The organism is Telluria sp. LT2P34 (assembly GCF_059685915.1).
The window spans coordinates 1202529-1224377 of sequence record NZ_JCASIN010000001.1 but is presented as its reverse complement, the minus strand read 5'-3'; the positions used below and the strand labels follow the sequence as shown (position 1 = coordinate 1224377).

Sequence of the window (21849 nt, the reverse complement as noted above, 5' to 3'; positions counted from 1 at the left end):
TGACACCTGCATAAGGCGAATTCCTACCCTGCCACGGCATGCATACGGTGGCCGGCTGGGCCGACGATGACTAGGATGGTCCTGTCTCAGCGGGAAACGTGCCAGCGCTTCAGGCGGGCAGTTCCGGCGAGCGTTCACTTGATAACAGGAGGTAGTGATGGCAGCTAACAATCAAGGCGGAAACAAAGGCGGAAACCAGGGCGGCAACGGTGGAAACCAGGGCAGCAAGCAGAGCGGTGACACCAGCAACCGTGGCTTCGCATCGATGGATCCGGAGCGTCAGCGCGAAATCGCCAGCGAAGGCGGACGTGCGGCCCACGCATCGGGCAATGCCCACGAGTTCAATTCGGAAGAAGCACGCCGTGCCGGCTCGATGAGCCACAAGAACGACGGCAACAACCAGAGCAGCGGTAGCGGCAGCCAGCAAAGCGGTGGCAATCAAGGCGGTAATCAAGGTGGTAATCAAGGCGGCAACCAGGGCGGAAAGCAGGGCGGCAAGGGCGTCCAGGGCGGCTCACCCGAGCAGCATGCCAAAGCCGGTTCGCAGAGCCGCAAGAACGACAAGTAAATCATTGTCGTACCGACCCCTCCGGCCGCATGACGGCGTGGGGTAAGCAGAAGAGAAGCAGAAAGCGGCGAGCAAGCTGCTCGACCGTGAACATGGCGCCGCCGCGCCGGTCCCATCGACCGGTCGCCCCGGCGCCTCCGTCGTTGACGGCTCCCGCCGCGCCGGCGCCTTCTGGCACAATCCTCCCTTTGCATCGTTCGGAGGACTGCCGTGTTGACTGGCGTGTTGTGTGGCGTGCTGGCCGGCGCATTGTGGGGCATGGTGTTCATCGTGCCCGAGCTGCTGCCCGGTTTTTCGCCGGTCGAGCTGGCGGTGGGACGCTACCTGGCCTATGGCGCCATCTCGCTCGGCCTGCTGCTGCCGCGCCTGATGCGGCTGCTGCGCCGCCTGGTCCCGCGCGACTACCTGGCCCTGGTGCGCCAGGCCCTGAGCGGCAACCTGGTCTACTACATGCTGTTGGCAGCGGGCGTAAAACTGGCGGGGGTGGCGCCCACTTCGCTCATCATCGGCCTGATTCCGGTTGCCGTCACGCTGCTGGGCCGGCGCGACCATGGCGCAGTGCCGCTGCGCCGCATGGCGCTGCCCTTGCTGGTGGTGGCCGTCGCGATCGGCTGCATCAATGTCGACGCCCTGTCCCATGCGCAGGGGAGTGGGGCGGGCGGCGCTTCGGTACTGCTCGGGGTGGCCTGCGCGGCCGGCGCCCTGCTGTGCTGGACCTGGTATGCGGTCGACAACGCGCGCTACCTGAAGGGCAATCCGCAGTTCAGCGGCGGCGAGTGGTCGTCGCTCTACGGCCTGGCCAGCGGCCTGATCGCCCTGCCGCTCGGCCTGGTGTCGATGCTGTTCACGCACGGTACGCAAGATACACAAGCGTTCCCGGCAGCGGAACGCGACTGGGCGTCCTTCTGGATCTACAATGGGCTATTGGCGCTCGGCGCCTCGGTCATCGGCAACGGCTTGTGGAACATCGCCAGCCGGCGCCTGCCGGTGACGCTGACGGGCCAGCTGATCCTGTTCGAGACGGTGGCCGCCATGCTCTACGGTTTCATCTACCGCGGCACGGCGCCGCGGCTGCTGGAAATCCTGGCCATCGGCTTGCTCGTGCTCGGTGTAATCTGGTCGGTACGCCTGCATGCGGCGGTCCCGCCGGCGCATGCAGTGGCGGCTTGAACACAAAAAGATGACGATTCTTCTTTCGAACGTGACAAATCTGCAGTTCTGCGAGCGGAAGGCGTAAGTGCAACGTAGAATCCATACATTCTATAAGGCAACTTTCACACCATGGACCGATTCCCTGACGCCGCTGCCGTCCCTGCGAGCAGCCTGAAGCTTTCCGAACTGATCGGCTCGCTTAGCTATGCACTCGACCTGACTGAAGGCCAGCCCCCCGGCCATTGCCTGCGGTCCTGCTGGATCGGCATGCACATCGGACGCGACGCCGGCATGAGCAGCGAGCAGTTGTGGGAGCTGTATTACGTGCTGCTGCTGAAAGACGTCGGTTGCAGCAGCAATGCGGCGCGCATTTGCGAACTCTACCTGACCGACGACCACGCCTTCAAGCACGACATCAAGACCGTCGGCGACAGCCTGCCGCAATTGCTGGCCTTCGTGTTCAAGCACGCGGGCATGAAGGCGGGCATGGCCGACCGCTTCCGCACCGTGCTCAACACCCTGCGCACCGGCCGCGAGACCGGCCTGGAATTCATCGCCACGCGTTGCCAGCGCGGCGCCGAAATCGCGCGCCTGCTGCGCTTCCCCGAGCCCGTTGCACTCGGCATCTACAACCTCGACGAGCATTTCAACGGCAAGGGCAAACCGGCCGGGCTGGCCGGCGAGGCGATTCCCGTGTATGCGCGCATCGCCCTGCTGGCGCAGGTGATCGACGTCTTCCACACGTCCCAGGGCCGCGACGCGGCGCTGGCCGAGGCACGCACGCGCGCCGGCAGCTGGTTCGATCCGCGCCTGGTCGACGCCTTCGAGCGCGTGGCCAAATCCGATGCGTTCTGGGCGACCCTCTCCGCGCCGAACATGGACAAGACCGTGTTCGCGATGGAGCCGCGCCAGCATACGGTGCCGATCGACGACGACTACCTGGACGACATCGCCACCGCCTTCGGCCAGGTGGTCGACTCGAAAAGTCCGTACACGAGCGGTCACAGCAGCCGGGTGGCGCTCTACACCGACATGATCGCCGAAGAACTCGACATCAGCCAGGAGCGGCGCCGCTGGCTGCGCCGCGGCGCGATGCTGCACGATGTCGGCAAGCTCGGGGTCAGCAACAGCATCCTCGACAAGGCCGGTGCGCTCGACCGCGAGGAATGGGCCGCCGTGCGCCAGCATGCCGAGTTCACCGAATCGATCCTGTCGCGCATCGAGGCCTTTGCGGAACTGGCGGTCATCGCCGGCGCCCACCATGAGCGGCTCGATGGGGGCGGCTATCCGCGCGGGCTGAAGGCCGACCAGATCGCGATGGAAACCCGCATCATCACGACCGCCGACATCTTCGATGCGATTACCGCCGAGCGTCCTTACCGTGGCGCGATTCCCGTGCCGCAGGCGCTCGAGATGATGGAAAAGACCGTCGGCACCGCGATCGACGCCGACTGCTTCGCCGCGCTCGGACGCGCGGTGGTGCGGGCCGGGCTGATGGAGCCGGCCGCCGCCCCGGCCTGAAGACGCGCGTCGTCCCTCCGGGGTAACATGTGAGGAACATTCAACCTCACGGAGTCCCGATGCGCCTTCGCCCCACCTTCGCCGCCCTTGTCACCGCTTCCACCTTGAGCCTGTCCTCCAGCGCGCTTGCCCAGCAGGCGCCGCTGGTGTCGGAACCGGCGCTGCGCGCTCACCTTTCCTTCCTCGCCGACGACCTGCTCGAGGGACGCGGTACCGGCCAACGCGGCGGTCTTCTTACCGTGCGCTATCTGGAAACCCAGGCCGCGGCGATCGGCCTGCAGCCGATGCCGGGCGGCGGCTACCGCCAGCCGGTGCGCATCCAGGGCACCAAGCAGCTGCCGGGCAGCGTGGCCAGCTTCGAAGCCGGCGGCAAGCGCATCGCCCCTGCGCTCGGCAAGGGCATCGTCTTCGGCACGGCGGGCGGCAAGGCCGAACTGACGGTCGAGGCGCCCCTGGTGTTCGTGGGCTACGGCGTGTCGGCCCGGGAAGAAAACTGGGACGACTACAAGGGCCAGGACGTGAAGGGCAAGATCCTCGTCATGATGGTCAACGACCCGCAGCCCACCGGCGCGGAGCCGAACCGCTTTGCCGGCCGCGCCTACACCTGGTACGGGCGCTGGCTGTATAAATTCGAGGAAGCGGTGCGGCGCGGCGCGGCCGGGGCGCTGCTGATCCACACGACGCCGTCGGCCTCGTATGCCTGGGACGTGCCGGCCAATGGCTTTTCGCACGAACGCTTCCGCCTGGCCGGCGCCGGCAACCCGGTCGAAGGCTGGCTGCACGAGGACACGGCGCGCGAACTGTTCGCAGCCAGCGGCTTCGATCTCGACCGGCTGCGGGCCGACGCCGAACAGCGCGATTTCCGCCCGGTCGACCTGAAGACCAGCGCACGCTTCGTCATGAAGTCGACCGTGCGCCAGGTCGAAGACCTCAACGTGATCGGCATCGTGCCCGGCACCGACCCGAAGCTCAAAGCACAGGCGGTGGTGTACTCGGCGCACTGGGATGGATTCGGCGTCGAGCCGAGCCTGGCCGCCAAGGGCGGGCGCGACCACATCTTCAATGGTGCCATCGACAACGCCACCGGTACCGCCGCGCTGCTGGCGATGGCCGCCGAAGCGGTCAAGAAGCCGGCGCGCCGTACCCAGGTATTCCTGTGGCCGGCCGCCGAAGAGCAGGGCCTGCTGGGCAGCGCCGCCTACGTCGCCAACCCGGTGGTGCCGCTGGCGCAGACCGCGGCCGACCTGAACCTCGACAGCATGAACTTCGTCGGCCGCACGCGCGACATCGGCGTGCCCGGCGCCGAGCGCAGCAGCCTGTACGACACCGCCGCCGCGGTGGCGAAGAAGATGGGCCTGAAACTGGCCCCGACCATTCCCGACCTGTCGGGCGCCTACTTCCGCGCCGACCACTTCAACTTCGCCAAGGCCGGCGTCCCCGCCTTCAACGTCGGCTCGGCCGTGTTCTCGGGCGACGGCCACTTCGAGTTCGAACACGCGCACCAGGCGGGCAGCGCGAAGATGGTCGGCTACAAGAAGGACTACCACCAGGTGACGGACGAATACCGCCCCGAGTGGGACTTGTCGGGCATGCTGCAGCAGGCCCAGTTCACGCTGAACCTGGGCTATGCGGTAGCCAACGCGCCGGCGATGCCGGCCTGGAAAAAGGGCGACGCGTTCTCGCGCGTGCAGCGTTAAAGCGATTCAAGCCCGGCGCGGGAACACCTGGCCCTTGCCGGCGCGCTTGGCGTCGTACATGTGGCCGTCGGCCTCGCGCAGCAGGTCGTCGGCGCTGGCGCTGCTGTCGGGCGCGAACAGGGCGATGCCGACGCTGGCGCCGACCTGCGCCACGCCGCCATCGACCGGGCAGGGGCGCCCGAGCTCCTCGATCGCTTTCAGCGCGACGGTGTGGGCACAGTCCACGCCATCGGACAGGCCTTCGACCAGCACCGTGAATTCGTCGCCGGCGAGGCGGAACACGCTGTCTGTCTTGCGCACCACGGCGCCCAGGCGCGCCGCCACTTCGCACAGCAGGCGGTCGCCCGTTTCGTGGCCGTAGGTGTCGTTCACCAGCTTGAAGCCGTCGAGGTCGATGAACAGCAGCGCCATGCTGCGCCCGGTGCGTGCGGCGCGCGCCTGGGCGATCGGCAGCGTCTCGAGCAGGGCGCGCCGGTTCAGCAAACCGGTGAGCATGTCGTGCCGGCTTTCATATTCGCGCTGGGCCTCGGCCTGCTTGCGTTCGGAGATGTCGTGCAGGAAGGCGCTGAACACCTTTTGCCCGCGCACCTCGAGCGCATTGATGCGCACTTCGACCGTCAGGGTCGAACCGTCCTTGCGCACGGCGGGCAGCTCGAGGCGCTTGCCAAGCACGGTCGATGCGCCGCCACCGACGTTGCGCAACAGGCCGGCGCGGTGCCGGCCGCCATACTCGGGCGGGATGATCAAGGCGTCGACCGGACGCCCGATGGCCTCCAGCGCCTCGTAGCCGAAAGTCTGCTCGGCCGCGCGGTTCCAGACCGTCACCAGGCCTTCCTGGTCGAGGCTGATGTAGGCATCGTTGGCGTTCTCGATCACGCTGCGCAGCTCGGCCTCGCGCTCGCGCAGCTCGCCCGTGCGCGCCGCGACCCGTTCCTCGAGCTCGGCGTAGACGGCGGTGAGGGCGGCCTGGGTCTCCTTCTGGGCCTGGATGTCCTTCACGACCGAGATGTAGTATTCCAGCTCGCCCGCATCGTTGAGTTTCTTGCTGACGTTCAGGTTGACCCAGACCGGGCGCCCATCCTTGCGAATGTAGCGCTTCTCCATCTGGTACTGGTCGAGCTCGCCAATGTGCAGGCGTCGCAGCAGCTCGAGATCGAGGTCGAGGTCGTCGGGGTGGGTGATGTCCTGGAAGCTCAGGCGCTGCAGTTCTTCCTGCGAATAGCCGAGGATCTGGCATAGCGCGCCGTTGACGCTGATCCAGCCCCCGGTCGGCGAGACCAGCGCGATGCCGATGCTGGCCAGGTCGAAAATCGAACGGAAGCGTCCTTCGCTGGCATGCAGGACCGCGGCCGAACGCAGTTTCTGGCGTCCGGCCAGCGCCAGGCGTTCGCGGTACTGCACCTCCTGCTGCACGATGTCGGCCAGGTCGATCAGGATGCACAGCTCGTCGGCGGTGAGCACGCGCGCCTCGGTACCGATCGCGCACAGGGTACCGATCGCCAGGCCGCCGCTGGTACGCACCGGCACGCCGGCATAAAAACGGATGTCGGGCGGACCGGTCACCAGCGGGTTGTCGGCAAAGCGCGCGTCGCTGGCGGCGTCGCTGACCACCAGCGGCTGGTCCTGCAGGATGGCATGGCCGCAGAAGGCATAGGCGCGCGGCGTCTCGCGTGCCTCCATGCCGACGCGCGACTTGAAGAACTGGCGGTGCTCGCCGACCAGCGAGAACAGGGCGATCGGCACCTTCAGCAGGCGGCTGACCAGTCGCGTGACGCGGTCGAATACCTCTTCGGCTTCGGTATCGAGCAGGTCGAGCGATTCGAGCAGGCGCAGGCGCTCGGCATCGTCGGGGGGCAGGCGTGGGGCTGGCATGGGTATCGATCCTCTATGCAGGATGAATATCGCTTCTACTGTAGCAGATCGGGCGAGGCCGGCAGCGGCGAAGGCTGGCCAGGTAGCGGCAACGGGGCGGCAACGGGGCGCGCCGCCCTGCGGCGCGCATGCTAGGATCGATTCATCGACAATCGAGGAAACGACAACGTGCAATCCGGTATCCTGCAAGCGCCTTTCGGCCAACTGCCCGACGGCCGCACCGTCAGCGTGTTCACGCTCTTGAACAAGGCCGGGATGAGCGTCAGGGTCCTGGACTTCGGCGGCATCATCACCGAGATCCACGTCCCCGACCGCCATGGCGACTTTGCCGATGTGGCGCTCGGCTTCGATACGCTCGAGCCCTACTGCGACGCCAGCCCGTATTTCGGCGCGCTGATCGGCCGTTACGGCAACCGCATCGCGCGCGGGCGCTTCACGCTCGATGGCCGGGCCCATGAACTGCCGGTTAATAACGGCAAGAACCACCTGCATGGCGGCACGCCAGGCTTCGACCGCGTGCTGTGGAAGGCGCGCATCGAAGGCGGCGAACTGGTGCTCGTCTACCGCAGCCTGGACGGTGAACAGGGCTACCCGGGCACCCTCGACGCCACCGTGCGCTACAGCCTCAGCGAAGACAACGAGATCGTGGTGCGCTTTTCCGCCGTGACCGACCGCGCCACGCCGGTCAACCTGACGCAGCACAGCTATTTCAACCTGGCCGGCGCCGGCTGCGGCGATATCCTCGGCCATGAACTGGTGCTCGACGCCGACGCCTTCGTCGCCATCGACGCCGACCTGATCCCGACCGGCGCGCTGGCGAGCGTCGCCTGCACGCCGTTCGACTTTCGCAGCCGGCGCCCGATCGGCCAGGCCATCGGCGAGCCCGACGCGCAGCTGGCGCACGGCGGCGGCTACGATCACTGCTTCGTGCTCGACAAAGCGACCCCCGGCGCCATGACGCGCGCGGCGCGCGTGCGCGAGCCGGTATCGGGCCGGGTGCTCGAGCTGTTCACGCAGGAGCCGGGCGTGCAGTTCTACAGCGGGAACTTTCTCGACGGTTCGCTCCAGGGCAAGGGCCGGACTTATCCTTACCGCGGCGGTTTCTGCCTCGAGCCGCAGCATTTCCCCGATTCGCCCAACCAGCCGCTGTTCCCGAACACCATCCTGCGGCCCGGCGAAACCTATGCCACCGAATCGCGTTTCCGGTTCCTGCTAGAGGTTTAGACAACACTTTTATTCCGTGTGCATGAAGCGGTCACGCCAGCGCGCAAGACCGTCGCGCGGGTAGTCAATCGGCGCTATTATCAGCCTGATATCCACCCGGATTTCCGCGACTACCCCGCATGAATAAGCCGATGCGCGATCACTTCCCTGCCGCCGGCGGCGAGCGCCGCCGAACGGGGCCGCGCGTGGGTACGGTACTGCCGCCGGACGCGCCAGAGGGCCTGCATGTCGTCGTGGACCTGATGTCCGGTGCGCGGCTGCCGATGTTCCTGGCCTGGGGACCGGAGCTGCGCCTGGTCTACAACGAAGCCTGCATCGCCATGCTCGGCGACTGCCATCCGGCCGCCTTCGGCCAGCCGCTGGCGCAGACCGCAACCCGGGCCTGGTGCGAACTGCTGCCCTTCGTTGCCGCGGCCGCCAGGGGCGACGCGCTGCTGGCCGAAGACCTGCGCTTCAACATTCTGCAGCAAGGCCGCGAAATTCCGTACTACGTGACCCTGTCGGCTTCGCCGGTGCACGAAGCGGGCGCCGTGATCGGCGTCTGCGGGGTGCTCACCGATACCACCGCGCGCGTGCTGGCCGGACAACAGCACGGCTTTCACCTGAAGCTGACCGCGACACTGCGCGAACTGCTCGACCCTTTCCGCATCATGGAGGCGGCCAGCGCCCTGCTGGGCAAGCACCTGGCGGTGGCCCGCGTGGGTTACGGCGAGATCGACGCCGGCGGCCAGCGCGTCACCGTCGAACGCGACTGGACCGACGGCGCAGTCGCCAGCCTGGCCGGCGAGACCCGGCCGCTCGACAGCTTCGGTCCTGCGCTGATCGACCGGCTGCGTGCCGGCCAGCTGCTGCGCCTGGACGACATCGGCGCCGATCCGCTGGCTGCACCATATGCCGCTGGCTATGCAAGCATCGGCGCGCGTGCGATGGTCGTGGTGCCGATCATGGAAGCAGGGCGTCTCGCCGCGATCTTCTACCTGCACGAACCGCAGGCGCGCGACTGGGCCGCGCGCGAAGTGGCGCTGGCCGAGGACGTGGCGCACCACACGCGCGAAGCGGTGCGCCGGGCGCGGGTCGAGGAAACCCTGCGCGACGAGTCGCGCATCCTCGAGGTGCTGCACAGCACCGGCCAGGCGCTGGCCTCGACGCTCGATCTCGAGACGCTGCTGCAGGCCGTTACCGACGCCGCCACGGCGCTGAGTGGCGCCCAGTTCGGCGCCTTCTTCTATAACGGCCGCGGCGACGGCGACGGCGGCGAGGGGGAGCCGGGGGGCGAACGGATACGTCCCTACACCCTGTCCGGTGCGCCGATCGAAGCCTTTGCCCACTTCGGCAGCCCGGGTGCGACCGCCGTCTTCAACCCGACCTTCCACCAACAGGTGTCGGTGCGCAGCGACGACATCACCCGCGATGCGCGCTATGGACGGTCCGGGCCGCATTACGGCATGCCCCGGGGCCACCTGCCGGTACGCAGCTACCTGGCGGTGCCGGTCGTGTCGCGCTCGGGCACGGTGCTCGGCGGCCTGGTCTTCGGCCATCCGGAACCGGGCGTGTTCACCGAGCGCACCGAACGCATCGTGGCCGGCGTGGCGGCGCAGGCGGCGGTGGCGATGGACAATGCCCACCTCTACGAGATCGCCCAGAAGTCGGCGCGCGAGCGCGACGCGCTCCTGCAGAGCGAACGCGGGGCGCGCGTCGAGGCCGAACGCCTGTCGCGCATGAAGGACGAATTCCTGGCGATGCTCGCGCACGAGCTGCGCAATCCGCTGGCGCCGATCAGCAGCTCGGCCGCCCTGCTGGCCATCCAGTTCCGCGACGAGCCGCGCATCCGCCAGGCCGGCGCCATCATCGGCCGCCAGGTCAAGCACATGAGCCGCCTGATCGACGACCTGCTCGACGTTTCGCGGGTGACGCGCGGGCTGGTTACGCTGCAGGTGAGCGAGGTCGACATGAAGGAAGTGGTGCGCAGCGCCCTCGACCAGGCCCGTCCCCTGATCGAGGAAAAATCGCACCGCATCGACCTCCAGCTGCCGCCGCATCCGGTCATCGTCCAGGGCGACGCGACGCGCCTGATCCAGGCCGTCGCGAATATCCTCAACAATGCGGCGAAGTACACGCCGCCGGCCGGGACCATCGCGCTAGGGCTGGAGGTGCACGCAGGGGGGCAGGAGGGGGAATATGCGCGCGTGTTGGTGCGCGATAACGGCTCGGGCATGCCGCCCGAACTGCTGCCGAGCGTGTTCGAACTGTTCACGCAGGGCGCGCGCACGCTGGCGCGCTCGCAGGGCGGGCTCGGGCTGGGCCTGGCGCTGGTGAAAAAGCTGGTCGAGCTGCATGGCGGCAGCGTCGCCGCGCACAGCGGGGGCGTCGGGCGCGGCAGCATGTTTACCATCGACCTGCCATGCAGCCTGCTTGGCGGGCCCGGCCGCGGGCAGCCGGGGCGGCCCCATAGCGTCGAGGCCGCGCCTTACCGGCCGCTGCGCGTCATGGTCGTCGACGACAACGAAGACGCGGCCGACAGCCTGGCCATGCTGCTGCGCGCGCAGGGCCATGCGGTGCTGGTCGAGTACAACGCGGCGGCGGCGCTCGAGCGCGCCATCGTCGAACGGCCGGACGCGATGGTGGTCGATATCGGCTTGCCGGACATGGACGGCTACCAGCTGGCGGCGCTGCTGCGCAAGGACGAACGAACGCGCGGCGCGCTGCTGATCGCGGCCACCGGCTATGGCCTCGAGCGCGACCGCGAACGGGCGCTCGCCGCCGGTTTCGCGCACCACCTGGTCAAGCCGGTCGACATGGCGGCGCTGGTGCGCATCCTGCGGGACGTGGCCAGCACCTAGTTGGTCAGCGCATCCATTTGCGCCACCAGCGTGGCGCGCGCCGCATCGATCTGACGCGCGTTGGTGCGCGAGGAAAGCAAGGCACGCTCCTTGCGGCCCAGGAAATAGGCGACACGCTCGGCATTCGCGCCGGACGGGTGCGGCAGGCCATGCAGGATGCGGTCGCGCCGGATCACGCCTTCGCGCGCCAGCCAATCGAGGCCCTCGGCAACGCTGCCGCCCATCGGGATGTACAGCGCGTCCGGCAGCTGCGCCGCTTCGTGCGCGAAATAGCGCAGCACGGCCTCGCGCAGGAAAGGCTGTTTTGCCATGCCGGGAGTGCCGCTGTAGTTCTTGCCGTCGACGAAAACCGGATGGCGCAGGATCGCGCTGATCTGCACCAGCTGCGCATCCTGGCCGAACAGGCTGGCGCAGCTGGCGATGCCGAGCCAGCGCTGCATGCCGATGGCGTCCAGCAGGGCGACGAAATTCGGGCGGATCGCGCCGCTGAAGGCCCCGGCCAGGCGCGCCGCACGCAGGATCTCGGCGTCCTGCGCGCCGCTGGCAAGTTGGCGCTGCGCCTCGGCCATCGCAATCTTCCATTGCACGAAGCCGGGCGCGATCCCGACGATCACGATACGGGCATGCTGGTTGACGTGCTCGAAAGGGATGTAATGGATGCTGGTGCGGCCCTCGCGCGCCAGCAGGAAGCGCTCGGGGATGGCGGCGGGCGCCGCGATCGAGGCCAGGTCGAGTTCGCGGATGGCCTGGGCATAGTCGGGAAATAGAAGAGGGTTCACATGGACTACCGTGTAAATATATTTATCGAGCAATATAGTTAGTTTTTTGTAAATTATAGTTCCTATAACAAATTCAGTAAAGCTGCCTGACCAGGTGTCGGTGCGTCGCAACGGCGCGCTGCCGTTCCCTGCCTGCCGGTGGTAAGCTGGAGTTAGGAATCTGCTTCACTGTTGAGGTCGATTCCGACGCGCTTTCGGCGCGAGTTCATTTGCGGAGCTTGCCATGCCCCAGGTCGCACTGATCACGATTCACGGAATGGGCGAGACGCCGCGCGACTATGCGGCAAACCTGTTCGGCCAGATGCGTACTCGCCTCGGCCCGGCCTTGCGCGAGCGGGTCGCCTTCCATTCGGTCTACTACCAGCACATCCTGCAAAAGAACGAGCAGGAGGTCTGGGAGCGCGTCAACGCCGCCAGCGAGGTCCATTACGCCGGGCTGCGCAAGTTCATGCTGTTCGGCTTTGCCGACGCGGCGGGGCTGGAGAACCGCAAGGAAGATCCGGGTTCCGTGTACGAACTGGCGCAGGGAGAGATCGCGCGCAGCCTGCTCGCTTCGCACGCATCGGCCGCGCCTTCCGAACAGCCGGTGCCGATCGTGTTCCTGGCGCATTCGCTCGGCTGCCAGGTGCTTTCGAACTATATCTACGACGCGCAGAAGGCGCTCGGCGGCGGGCGCGTGGAAGCCGGCATCTGGCGCGACATCGATGGCTGGTCGCGCCTGGCGCTGGGACGCGTCCTGAGCGAGCGCGAAAAGCAGTTCCTGGCCGCCGGCAGCTGCGCCGGCCTGGTGACGACCGGCTGCAATATCCCGATTTTTGTTGCCGCCCACAAGGAGATGCACATCAAGCCGATCGCGCGGCCGACGCCGATGTTCCGCTGGCTGAATCTGTACGACCCCGACGACGTTCTCGGCTGGCCGCTTCAGCCTTTGTCAAGCGGCTACCGCGCCCTGGTCGAAGACCGCACCATTAATGCCGGCCAGGGCGCGATCGGCTGGGTGCTCAAGAGCTGGAACCCGCTGTCGCACAATTCGTACTGGCAGGATGGCGAGGTGCTCGAGCCGGTGGCTGGCATGCTGCGGCGCTTGATTTCGTAGGGTGCGCAGGTTTCCTGCTCACGCGTTCAAATTACCTTTGAAATGCCTGCGCGCTTGATCGTACTGTGCTTGAACGCGTGAGCGGCAGAGCCGCCCACCCTACGCCTCACGCCCGCTGCAAGGTAAACATCGGCCGCATATCCCCCGCCACCGCCCCACGCGCATTGCGGATCTGCGGCTGCCGGAAGCGCTCCAGCACCGTGCGCTGGGCGTCGTTCAGCAGCCCGAGCTGATCCAGCACGTTGTAGGTGACCGTATGCAGGCCCCGGTTGTTGCCGTCGGCGATCTTGATGGCGATGCCGATGCCGGCCGAGCGGATGCCGATCGCCTGCACCGCGTCGGCGCCGATCTTGGCCACCCAGTCGCCGCCGCCCGCCGTCATCAACACCAGGTCGCTGCGCTCGGTGCCGGAGACCATGTCCGGCCGCCCCGTCATGGCGTCGAACAGGGGGCCGAAGGCGCTGCCGAAGCGCGGGTCGAGCGCGCCCTGGCCGAGGCGCGCGAACAGTTGCGCCAGGCGGTCCAGCGGCAGGGCGTAGTTCGGCGCCGAGCAGCCGTCGATGCCGGTCGCGAGGCTCGCTTCGGGCAGGCCGGCGGCATCAAGCAGGGTCGCGCGGATCGCGCGTTGCAGCGGGTGGTCGAACTCGACATAGCCGGCGCTGGGTGCGTCGTGCATGCGGCACCAGGCCAGGAAGCCGCTGTGCTTGCCGGAGCAGTTGTGGTGCAGTGGCGTCCAGGCGCGGTCTTGCGGGACCGGCAGGTTGTTCGCTTCGTAATACAGCGGCGCGCCGCAGCCGCATTCGAGGTGGCCGGCGTCGAGCCCGATCTTGCCGAGGATCGAACGCACGCCCGCCAGGTGTTTTTCCTCGCCCGAATGGCTGGCGCAGAGCAGGGCCAGCTCGTCCTGCGCCAGCCCGAATTTGTCCGGGCCGCCGTCCAGCAGGAAAGGCAGGGCCTGGAAGGGTTTCAGCGCCGAGCGGGTGAAGGTCGGATAGTGCGGATCGCCAGCCCAGGCGATCAGGCGCCCGGTGCTGTCGGTGACGGCGATCGAACCGGCGTGGACGTTTTCGACCACGTAGCCGGAAGACGGGTAGCCACGGGTGGTGGCGACGAGGGGGACGGCATGCATGCAGGTCTCGCGGGAAGTTGTCGGTCGGGCTAATGTACTACATGGGTTGCCCGAAAAGGCCCGCCTGGTAGTCGCGGATCGCCTGTTCGATCTCGGCGCGCGTATTCATCACGAAGGGACCGTGCGACACCACCGGCGCCCCGATCGGCTCGCCATGCCCCAGCAGGACCAGCGCGCCTTCGGGTGCCGTCAGCTCGACTTCGTCGCCTTCGATCGCCATTTCGGCCAGGTGGCAGGCGGCCACGCGGTCCTGCCCGACGCCGGCCAGCACCGCGCCGCGCACGACGTACAGGAAGACGTTGCGCCGCCCGGGAACCGGCAGGCGCAAGCGTCCGCCGGCACGCAATTCGACGGTACTCATGAACACGTCCGTGAGCGAGCGCACCGGGCCGCTCGTACCCTCGAATTCGCCGGCCACCAGGTTCATCGTCACCCGGCCATCATCGAACTGCCGGGCCGGGATCTGGTCGCGCTGCAGGCCGGTATAGGCCGGCTGCGTCATTTTCAGGTGCGGCGGCAGGTTGACCCACAACTGCAGGATTTCCAGCGGCCCGCCGTGCTCGAGGAATTCAGGCGGCGAAATTTCGGCATGGATCAGCCCACTGCCGGCAGTCATCCACTGGACGCCGCCGGCGCGGATGATGCTTTCGTGGCCGGCGCTGTCCTTGTGGGTCAGCATGCCGTCGAGGATGAAGGTGACGGTCTCGAAGCCGCGGTGCGGGTGCGGCCCGAAGGGCAGGCCGCGGTTGTGCGGCGGGTAGGTTTGCGGGCCGTGGTGGTTCAGGAACAGGAAGGGGTCGACCTGGTCGAGGTGGTTGCTCGGCACCGGCCGCTGGGTGATCAGGTCGCCGATGTCGTCCCGCAGGGCCGGGTGGATGCGGCGTACGCTCTTGCTGCTCATGATGATCCTTTGGTTTTGCTGTCTTCGATAACGCCACGATAACGGATTGCGGCGGTGCGCGGAGCGCCGTAACCCCTGTGCTAGACTCGTTGCGCCCCTGCAATGGAGACTACATAGAACATGAAACGAACCATCCTCGCCGGCCTGTTGCTGGCCTGTGCCGCCCACGCCGCCGCCGACGCTCCCTCGAGCACCGCCGCCGTCCCCAGCCCCGCCGCCGTGAAAGCGGCCAAGTACGCCGTCACCACCTATCGCACGAAGGTCGTCGAGACGCTGGCGAAGCTGGTCAGCTTCAACACCGTGGCCAGGCCCGATCTGCCGTCCGACCAGGACCCGCAGCATATCGGCTTCAAGAATGCGCTGAAGGCGGAGGCCGGGCGCCTCGGCTTCGATTTCACCGACCACGGCTGGGTAGTGGTCATCGGGATGGGGCAGGGGACGGAACGGGTCGGCATCGTCACCCACGGCGACGTCCAGCCGGTAGACCCGAGCAAGTGGAAGAAATCGCCTTTTGTCCTCGACCAGACGAGCGAGCCGGGCAAGCTGATGGCGCGCGGCGCCGAAGACGACAAGGGCCCGATCGCCACCGCGCTGTATGCGATGAAGGCCTTGAAAGACCAGCAGCTGCCTCTGTCCAAGCGCATCGAGCTGTATGTGTACATGGGCGAAGAATCGAACTGGCAGCCGCTGGTGGACTTCCTGAAGACCCACCAGCCGCCGCAGATGAACATCACGCTCGATGCCGAGTACCCGGCGGTAGTTGCGGAAAAGGCCTCGGGCACGATCGCCGTGACGCTGCCGAAGGCCGGCGCCGAACTGCCGCCGGCGGGCGAACCCCACATCGCCGCTTTTGCCGGCGGCTTTTTCGGCACCCAGATTCCCGAAGACGCCAGCGCCACCATCGCCAATGCCAACCCGGCGCTCGAAGCGCAGGTGCGCGCGCGCGGCGCGAAGCAGGACGGCATGCGCTATGAATTCGAATGGAAGGGCACTGACTTGCTGGTACGCGCGCGCGGCGTGTCGGCGCATTCCTCGAAGCCCGAAGACGGCGTGAACGCGGTGGCGATGCTGGCCGACGCCTTGGCCGTGCGCCCCTGGCCGAACACGACGGCCGGCGGCGTCGTCAATTACCTGAATCAGCTGGTTGGCACCGGGCTGTACGGCGACAAGTTCGGCAGCCTTGCCTATCGCGACAGTTTCATGGGTCCGATGACCCTGGCGCCGACGGTGATCCGCCAGAAGGAGGAGGGCATCGAAGTGTCGATCAATTTGCGCCGTCCGCAGGGCAAGAGCGTCGAGCAGTTCACCAACGAGGTCAACGCGGCGCTGGCGCAGTGGCAGGGGCGCAACCTGCCGCTGGCGAACATCTCGGTACGCACCGGCGAGCCCTGGCTGCGCAAGGATGCGCCGCAACTGCCCGTGCTGATGAACGTGTTTTCCTATTTCACCGGCGTGAAAAACCCGAAGCCGATCGCCATCGGCGGCGGCACCAATTCGCGCCTGTTCCCAAACGCCGTCAGTTTCGGCCCGGCCATGCCCGGCAAGGTCTATACCGGACACTCCGAGCGCGAATTCATCACCCTCAAGCAGCTGTTGCTGAATCTTCAGATGTACACGGCGGTGTTGGCGGAACTGGCAAAGTAAGAAAAGACGGTGAAAAAACACGCTGTCGAGTTTGTCAGAGGAATGCTTGCCGAATTAGGCGAAAACGTCGATTAGTTTGGTAGGATATGTCTTACGTTGCGACCGAATGCTGACCTGGCGAGCACGGCTTTATCGCGTTTTTCATAGGAGCGCGGCGTGCTGCCAGCCATGCAGTGGAGATGCCACTCCGCTGAGTCATTAACTGTTGGAAAAAACATACATTCTGTGGGGAAAATGTAACGATAACCCCCATGTTAGGATCGTTGCCTAGCCGCGAACGCAGGGGCCTGGCCCCGGCGAGCGTATGTGACCTGCCCGACCTTTCAAAGACGACATGTACAGCAAAGAACTGACAAAGCCGGACGGAAGACAGCTTACTCTTTACAGCAACCAGCCGATTCCGGATGGCATCGAGGCGCCCAGCCCTTTCCCCGATCCGCTGCAGGCCAACCCGCACCTGCGCTGGCATCCGCTGCGCGGCGAGTGGGTCACCTACGCCGGATTCCGCCAGAACCGCACCTTCCTGCCGCCGCCGGAGTACAACCCGCTGGCAGTGACGAAAGATCCCGCTTTCCCGACCGAGATGCCGCCGGGCGACTATGAAGTCGCGGTGTTCGACAACCGCTTCCCGTCGCTGGCGCTGGGCTCGCACAATCCGCCGCACCTGACGGTGCCGACCGCCCCGGCCAACGGCCACTGCGAAGTGGTCGTGTTCACGCAGGACCCGACCACGGCCCTGGTGCACCTGCCGCTGTCGCGCATCGAATTGCTGTTCCAGGTCTGGGGCGACCGCACCCGTCGCATCGGCGCTACCGAACACATCCAGTACGTGCTGCCTTTCGAAAACCGCGGCGCGGAAGTGGGCGTGACGCTGCACCATCCGCACGGGCAGATCTATGCCTACCCCTTCGTGCCCCAGGTGCCAGAGCGCATGCTGGCGCAGGAGCGCGACTACTACCTGCAGCACGGCACCAGCCTGCTGTGCGACATGGCGAAAAACGAGTCGGCCGACGGCAGCCGCGTGCTGTACCAGGACGCGCATGCGATCGCCTTCGTGCCGGCCTGCGCGCGCTATCCGTATGAAGTCTGGGTGATGCCGACGGCGCCCTGCAAGGATTTCGCCGCCCTGACGCCGGAGGCGCGCGCCGGCCTGGCGCGGGCCCTGAAAACCGTACTGCTCAAGTACGAGAAGATGTGGGACCGTCCTTTCCCTTACCTGATGGCCTGGTACCAGGCGCCGACCGATGGCGCCGAGCATCCCGAAACCCAGCTGCATGCGCAGTTCTATCCGCCCTACCGCTCGCGCGACCGCCTGAAATACCTGGCCGGCACCGAGCTGGGCGCGGGCATGTTTGCGATGGACGTGCTGCCCGAGAATACGGCCGCCGAGCTGCAGGCCGTAAACGTATCCCTGGAGCAGGGCGCATGAGCGATCCGGATCGCGCCGCCGAAGTCGCATCGAAGCTGGCCCTGCTGCGCGAGTCCCTTGCCAGCCAGGGCGCGGCGGCGATCCGCCTGCGCGGCAGCGACTGGTTCGCCTGGATCACGGCCGGCGGCTCGAACGCGGTGCTGCACACGAGCGACACCGGCGTGGCCGAAGTGCTGGTCACGCAGGACGAAGCGGCCATCCTGACCGACGAGATCGAGGCCGCGCGCCTGCGCGAGGAAGAAATCCCGGCCGGCTTTTCCTTCCACGTTTCACCCTGGGCCGAAGCCGAATTGCGGGAGCGTTACGTGCTCGGAGTGGCCGGCGAGGGAGCGGTCTTGTCCGACCATCCGCACGGCGACGAACGACTGCTGGCAAACGGACTGCGGCAGCGGCGCCTGGTCCTGCTCGAATCGGAACAGCTGCGCTACCGCCAGCTCGGGCGCGAGGCAGCCGAAGCGATGACGGCGACCCTGCGCCGCGCCCGTCCCGAATGGACCGAATACGAACTGGCTGCGGCCGGCGCGGCGGAACTCTGGCGGCGCGGCATCCATCCGGCGCTGGTGCTGGCCGCCGGCGAGCGCCGCCTGCCCCTGTACCGGCACCCGACGCCGACGCATGAACGGATCGGCGCGCGCGCCATGCTGGTGTTCTGCGCGCGCCGCCAGGGCCTGTACGCCAACCTGACGCGCTTCGTCAGTTTTGCCGGTCCCGCCCCGCAGGAGGCCGACGCGCTCATGCAAGTCGAGGCGACCGGCCTGGCCGCTGTCGTGCCGGGCAAATCGCTGTCGGCGGTGTACCACGCGTTTGCCGCGGCGTACAACCACGCCGACAAGCAAAGCGCGATGGAAGAACACCACCAGGGCGGCATCACCGGCTACCTGGCGCGCGAGATCGTCGCCACGCCCAGTACCGCGACCGAACTGGAAACCGGCATGGCATTCGCATTCAACCCCAGCTTTGCGGGACTGAAGGTCGAGGACACCTTCCTCCTCGGCCCGCAGGGACTGGACAACCTGACCCTGGACCCGCAGTGGCCTGCCATGACCGTGCAGGGCCGACAGCGGCCGCTTTGGCTGGAGATGAACTGATGGTGACAACCGATTCCTTCTTTGGCGGTGCGCCCGAAGTGCACGCCGACGCACCGGGACGCGTGAACCTGCTGGGCGAGCATACCGACTACAACGACGGCTTCATGCTGCCGGTGGCCACGCCCCAGCGCACCACGGTGGCGATCTCGCGCAGCGGCGACGGCAACTTCATTTTCTATTCGAGCACGCTCGACGCCAACGTCAGCTTCGCGCCCGAAGGCAGCGCGCCATCAGGCTTCGGCAGCTATATCGAAGGCTGCATCCGCCTGGTCGAGGCCGAGGGCGTGCAGGTGCCGCCGCTGCGCGTGTGGGTCTCGACCGACGTGCCGGTGGGCTCGGGCCTGTCCTCGAGCGCGGCGCTGGAAGTGGCGACGCTGCGCGCGCTGCGCCGGCTGCTCGGTTTCGAACTCGACGACGTCAAGCTGGCGCGCCTGGCGCAGCGCGCCGAGATCGAATACGCCCGCGTCAACTGCGGCATCATGGACCAGATGGCGTCGAGCCTGGCCGACGAATCGAACATGCTGTTCATCGATGCGCGCACCCTCGAGCACCGCCTGGTGCCGCTGCCGGAGGGCGCCGAAATCATCGTGATCGACACTGGCATTGCGCGCAAGCTGGCCGGCAGCAAGTACAACGAGCGCCGCGCCGAGTGCGAGGAAGCGTCGCGCCAGCTGGGCGTAAAAGCCCTGCGCGATGTGAAGGACCCGGCCTCCGTCGAAACGCTGCCGGAGCTGCTGCGACAGCGCGCCCGCCATGTGGTACAGGAAAATTTGCGGGTACTCGAAGCGGCCGGCGGCGTGCCGCTCGAGCGTTTCGGTGAACTGATGAACGCGTCGCACTTCAGCCTGCGCGACGATTACGAAGTATCGATCCCCGAGCTCGACGAGCTGTGCGCCTTGCTGCGTGCGCAGGAAGGCGTGGTCGGCGCGCGCCTGACCGGCGCCGGCTTTGGCGGCGCCTGCGTGGCGCTGTGCCAGGCCGGCCATGCCGAACGCGCCGCGGCCGCGGCGCTCGCCGAATACAACCGGAACGGACGCGAAGGCCGCATCCTGATTCCCGTACCGACACACTGAAAGGAAAATATGAGTCAGTTTGAATATCCCCGTCCCCAACTGGTGCGCGACAACTGGATCAGCCTCAATGGCAAGTGGCGCTTCTGTTTCGACGACGCGATGCGCTTCAAGCTGCCCGGCGACGTCACCGAATGGACCCATGAAATCGAAGTGCCGTTCGCGCCCGAGACGGCCATGTCCGGCATCGGCGACACGGGTTTTCACCGCTTCTGCTGGTACGAACGCGAGTTCACGGTCATGCCCACCGATGGCCGCACCATCCTGCACTTCGGCGCTGTCGACTATCATTCGCGCGTCTGGGTGAACGGCCAGCTCGTCGCCGAGCACGAAGGCGGGCATACGCCGTTTTCGGCCGACATCACCTCGGCCATGAAGGCCGACGGCAAGCAGGTCGTGACCCTGTTCGTCGAGGACGACCCGATGGACCTGGCCAAACCGCGCGGCAAGCAGGACTGGCTGCTGGAACCCCACTCGATCTGGTATCCGCGCACCACCGGCATCTGGCAGACCGTCTGGGTCGAACAGGTCGAAGAGACCTTCATCGCCAAGCTGAAGTGGACCCCAATTTTCGAGACCTTCGAGATCGGCTGCGAAGTGTTCGCCGGCGGCGCGATCCGCGACGACATGTTCGTCGAGGTGAAGATCTGGCATGGCGAGCATTTGATGGCCGACGACCATTACAAGCTGCTGGCCGGCGAAGCGAACCGCAAGATCGCGCTGTCGGATCCGGGCATAGACGATTCACGCAACGAACTGCTGTGGAGCCCGGAGCGTCCGACCCTGCTCGACGCCGAGGTCACGCTGCGCTGCGGCGACAAGGTTGTCGACCGCATCCGCTCGTACACAGCGCTGCGCTCGTTCGCCATCAACCGCGACCGCCTGATGTTGAATGGGAGGCCTTACCAGTTGCGCCTCGTGCTCGACCAGGGTTACTGGCCCGAGTCCTTCCTCACCGCGCCGTCCGACGAGCACCTGCGGCGTGACGTCGAGCTGGCCAAGCTGATGGGCTTCAACGGCGTGCGCAAGCACCAGAAGATCGAAGATCCGCGCTACCTGTACTGGGCCGACAAGCTGGGCCTGCTGGTCTGGGAAGAAATGCCCTCGGCCTACCGCTTCAGCCCGAAAGCGATCTCGCGCATGGTGCGTGAGTGGACCGAAGCGATCGAACGCGACTACAGCCATCCCTGCATCATCGTCTGGGTCGCCTTCAACGAATCCTGGGGCGTGCCGAACCTGACGCTGACGCAGGCGCATCGCAACGCGGTGGAAGCGCTGTACCACCTGACGCGCACCCTGGACGCGACGCGCCCGGTGATCGGCAATGACGGCTGGGAAGCGTCGGCCACCGACATCCTCGGCATCCACGACTACGACTGCGATCCGGAAAAGGTCAAGGCGCGCTACGAAGTGAGCGACCCGGTGCGGACACTCTTCGATCAGCGGCGTCCCGGCGGGCGTATCCTGACGCTGGACGGCTTCCCGCACCGCGGCCAGCCGATCGTGCTGACCGAGTTCGGCGGCATCGCCTTCGACACCAAGGAAACGCCGGACACCGGCACCTGGGGCTATTCGCGCTCGAACACGGCGGAAAGCTTCCATTGCCTGTACAGCGGGCTGTTGAAGGTGGTCAACGAAACCTTCATGTTCGCGGGCTTTTGCTACACGCAGTTCGCCGACACCTTCCAGGAAGCGAACGGTTTGCTCAATGCCGACCGCACGCCGAAGCTGCCCTTCGATGTGATTTGGGCGGCAACGCGCAACTCGTCGTCGCCGCCGCCGAACCAGGGAGGGGGCGTGCCGATGTCCACCTGACCGGCGCACCTGGCGCCGGCCCGG

At 66.8% G+C, this 21849-nt stretch carries 16 protein-coding genes; 12 read left to right on the top strand and 4 right to left on the bottom strand.

Features of this window, described 5'->3' with window-relative positions; translation table 11 throughout:
- Window positions 1-157 precede the first annotated feature (157 nt).
- The 4 genes from AC56KZ_RS05455 to AC56KZ_RS05440 all read left to right on the top strand — a co-directional run bounded on the left by AC56KZ_RS05455 (window position 158) and on the right by AC56KZ_RS05440 (window position 4938).
- Window positions 158-568 (top strand): KGG domain-containing protein, encoded by a 411-nt coding sequence (locus AC56KZ_RS05455; protein ID WP_497161101.1) that lies wholly within the window; start codon window positions 158-160, stop codon window positions 566-568.
- Between the two features lie 210 nt (window positions 569-778).
- The gene (locus AC56KZ_RS05450) at window positions 779-1738 is read left to right on the top strand and encodes a DMT family transporter (protein ID WP_497161100.1); all 960 of its coding nucleotides are present in this window, start codon (window positions 779-781) and stop codon (window positions 1736-1738) included.
- A 111-nt stretch (window positions 1739-1849) separates the two neighbouring features.
- Window positions 1850-3241 carry an HD-GYP domain-containing protein gene (locus AC56KZ_RS05445; protein WP_497161099.1) on the top strand — a complete coding sequence of 464 codons (1392 nt, stop codon included), beginning with the start codon at window positions 1850-1852 and terminating at the stop codon, window positions 3239-3241.
- Window positions 3242-3300: 59 nt separating this feature from the next.
- The gene (locus AC56KZ_RS05440; protein WP_497161098.1) at window positions 3301-4938 is read left to right on the top strand and encodes a M28 family peptidase; all 1638 of its coding nucleotides are present in this window, start codon (window positions 3301-3303) and stop codon (window positions 4936-4938) included.
- Between the two features lie 6 nt (window positions 4939-4944).
- On the opposite strand, the gene AC56KZ_RS05435 is transcribed toward AC56KZ_RS05440, so the two are convergent.
- Window positions 4945-6810 (bottom strand): sensor domain-containing diguanylate cyclase, encoded by a 1866-nt coding sequence (locus tag AC56KZ_RS05435; RefSeq protein ID WP_497161097.1) that lies wholly within the window; start codon window positions 6808-6810, stop codon window positions 4945-4947.
- Window positions 6811-6978: 168 nt separating this feature from the next.
- Here AC56KZ_RS05435 and AC56KZ_RS05430 point away from each other — a divergent pair, with 168 nt between their 5' ends.
- Both AC56KZ_RS05430 and AC56KZ_RS05425 read left to right on the top strand, forming a co-directional pair.
- The gene (locus tag AC56KZ_RS05430) at window positions 6979-8034 is read left to right on the top strand and encodes an aldose epimerase family protein (protein ID WP_497161096.1); all 1056 of its coding nucleotides are present in this window, start codon (window positions 6979-6981) and stop codon (window positions 8032-8034) included.
- A 119-nt stretch (window positions 8035-8153) separates the two neighbouring features.
- Window positions 8154-10874 (top strand): hybrid sensor histidine kinase/response regulator, encoded by a 2721-nt coding sequence (locus AC56KZ_RS05425; RefSeq protein WP_497161095.1) that lies wholly within the window; start codon window positions 8154-8156, stop codon window positions 10872-10874.
- Here the strand turns inward: AC56KZ_RS05425 and AC56KZ_RS05420 are convergent.
- Entirely contained in the window at window positions 10871-11653 is a 783-nt protein-coding gene (locus AC56KZ_RS05420; protein ID WP_497161094.1) for a hypothetical protein, read from the bottom strand. The genes AC56KZ_RS05425 and AC56KZ_RS05420 overlap by 4 nt on opposite strands.
- 223 nt (window positions 11654-11876) lie before the next feature.
- On the opposite strand from AC56KZ_RS05420, the gene AC56KZ_RS05415 reads away from it, so the two are divergent.
- Complete coding sequence (locus tag AC56KZ_RS05415; RefSeq protein ID WP_497161093.1) at window positions 11877-12749, top strand: hypothetical protein; 873 nt, start codon at window positions 11877-11879, stop codon at window positions 12747-12749.
- Between the two features lie 106 nt (window positions 12750-12855).
- Here the strand turns inward: AC56KZ_RS05415 and AC56KZ_RS05410 are convergent, their stop codons facing one another.
- Together AC56KZ_RS05410 and AC56KZ_RS05405 are read right to left on the bottom strand one after the other, a co-directional pair.
- The gene (locus AC56KZ_RS05410) at window positions 12856-13878 is read right to left on the bottom strand and encodes an asparaginase (protein ID WP_497161092.1); all 1023 of its coding nucleotides are present in this window, start codon (window positions 13876-13878) and stop codon (window positions 12856-12858) included.
- A gap of 37 nt (window positions 13879-13915) precedes the next feature.
- Window positions 13916-14779, bottom strand: a complete 864-nt coding sequence (locus tag AC56KZ_RS05405) for a pirin family protein (RefSeq protein WP_497161091.1) — start codon at window positions 14777-14779, stop codon at window positions 13916-13918.
- Window positions 14780-14899: 120 nt separating this feature from the next.
- Here AC56KZ_RS05405 and AC56KZ_RS05400 point away from each other — a divergent pair, with 120 nt between their 5' ends.
- From AC56KZ_RS05400 to AC56KZ_RS05380, 5 genes are all read left to right on the top strand, one after another.
- Window positions 14900-16423 (top strand): dipeptidase, encoded by a 1524-nt coding sequence (locus AC56KZ_RS05400; RefSeq protein ID WP_497161090.1) that lies wholly within the window; start codon window positions 14900-14902, stop codon window positions 16421-16423.
- A gap of 334 nt (window positions 16424-16757) precedes the next feature.
- Window positions 16758-17852: a galactose-1-phosphate uridylyltransferase gene (galT, locus tag AC56KZ_RS05395; protein WP_497161089.1), complete on the top strand. Its 1095-nt coding sequence runs from the start codon at window positions 16758-16760 to the stop codon at window positions 17850-17852.
- Window positions 17849-18940: a M24 family metallopeptidase gene (locus AC56KZ_RS05390; protein ID WP_497161088.1), complete on the top strand. Its 1092-nt coding sequence runs from the start codon at window positions 17849-17851 to the stop codon at window positions 18938-18940. Before galT ends, AC56KZ_RS05390 begins: the two co-directional genes overlap by 4 nt.
- Window positions 18940-20013, top strand: a complete 1074-nt coding sequence (gene galK, locus AC56KZ_RS05385) for a galactokinase (RefSeq protein WP_497161087.1) — start codon at window positions 18940-18942, stop codon at window positions 20011-20013. The genes AC56KZ_RS05390 and galK overlap by 1 nt, the downstream gene beginning before the upstream one ends.
- A 9-nt stretch (window positions 20014-20022) precedes the next feature.
- Window positions 20023-21825 carry a glycoside hydrolase family 2 protein gene (locus tag AC56KZ_RS05380; RefSeq protein WP_497161086.1) on the top strand — a complete coding sequence of 601 codons (1803 nt, stop codon included), beginning with the start codon at window positions 20023-20025 and terminating at the stop codon, window positions 21823-21825.
- The last annotated feature ends 24 nt before the right edge of the window (window positions 21826-21849 follow it).

Bases quoted from the DNA above. Each gene is read 5' to 3' on its own strand.
- AC56KZ_RS05405 (WP_497161091.1), bottom strand. From the start codon at position 14,779: ATGAGCAGCAAGAGCGTACGCCGCATCCACCCGGCCCTGCGGGACGAC.
- AC56KZ_RS05435 (WP_497161097.1), bottom strand. From the start codon at position 6,810: ATGCCAGCCCCACGCCTGCCCCCCGACGATGCCGAGCGCCTGCGCCTG.
- AC56KZ_RS05440 (WP_497161098.1), top strand. From the start codon at position 3,301: ATGCGCCTTCGCCCCACCTTCGCCGCCCTTGTCACCGCTTCCACCTTG.
- AC56KZ_RS05445 (WP_497161099.1), top strand. From the start codon at position 1,850: ATGGACCGATTCCCTGACGCCGCTGCCGTCCCTGCGAGCAGCCTGAAG.
- AC56KZ_RS05425 (WP_497161095.1), top strand. From the start codon at position 8,154: ATGAATAAGCCGATGCGCGATCACTTCCCTGCCGCCGGCGGCGAGCGC.
- AC56KZ_RS05415 (WP_497161093.1), top strand. From the start codon at position 11,877: ATGCCCCAGGTCGCACTGATCACGATTCACGGAATGGGCGAGACGCCG.
- AC56KZ_RS05455 (WP_497161101.1), top strand. From the start codon at position 158: ATGGCAGCTAACAATCAAGGCGGAAACAAAGGCGGAAACCAGGGCGGC.
- galK (WP_497161087.1), top strand. From the start codon at position 18,940: ATGGTGACAACCGATTCCTTCTTTGGCGGTGCGCCCGAAGTGCACGCC.
- AC56KZ_RS05390 (WP_497161088.1), top strand. From the start codon at position 17,849: ATGAGCGATCCGGATCGCGCCGCCGAAGTCGCATCGAAGCTGGCCCTG.
- AC56KZ_RS05400 (WP_497161090.1), top strand. From the start codon at position 14,900: ATGAAACGAACCATCCTCGCCGGCCTGTTGCTGGCCTGTGCCGCCCAC.
- AC56KZ_RS05410 (WP_497161092.1), bottom strand. From the start codon at position 13,878: ATGCATGCCGTCCCCCTCGTCGCCACCACCCGTGGCTACCCGTCTTCC.
- galT (WP_497161089.1), top strand. From the start codon at position 16,758: ATGTACAGCAAAGAACTGACAAAGCCGGACGGAAGACAGCTTACTCTT.
- AC56KZ_RS05380 (WP_497161086.1), top strand. From the start codon at position 20,023: ATGAGTCAGTTTGAATATCCCCGTCCCCAACTGGTGCGCGACAACTGG.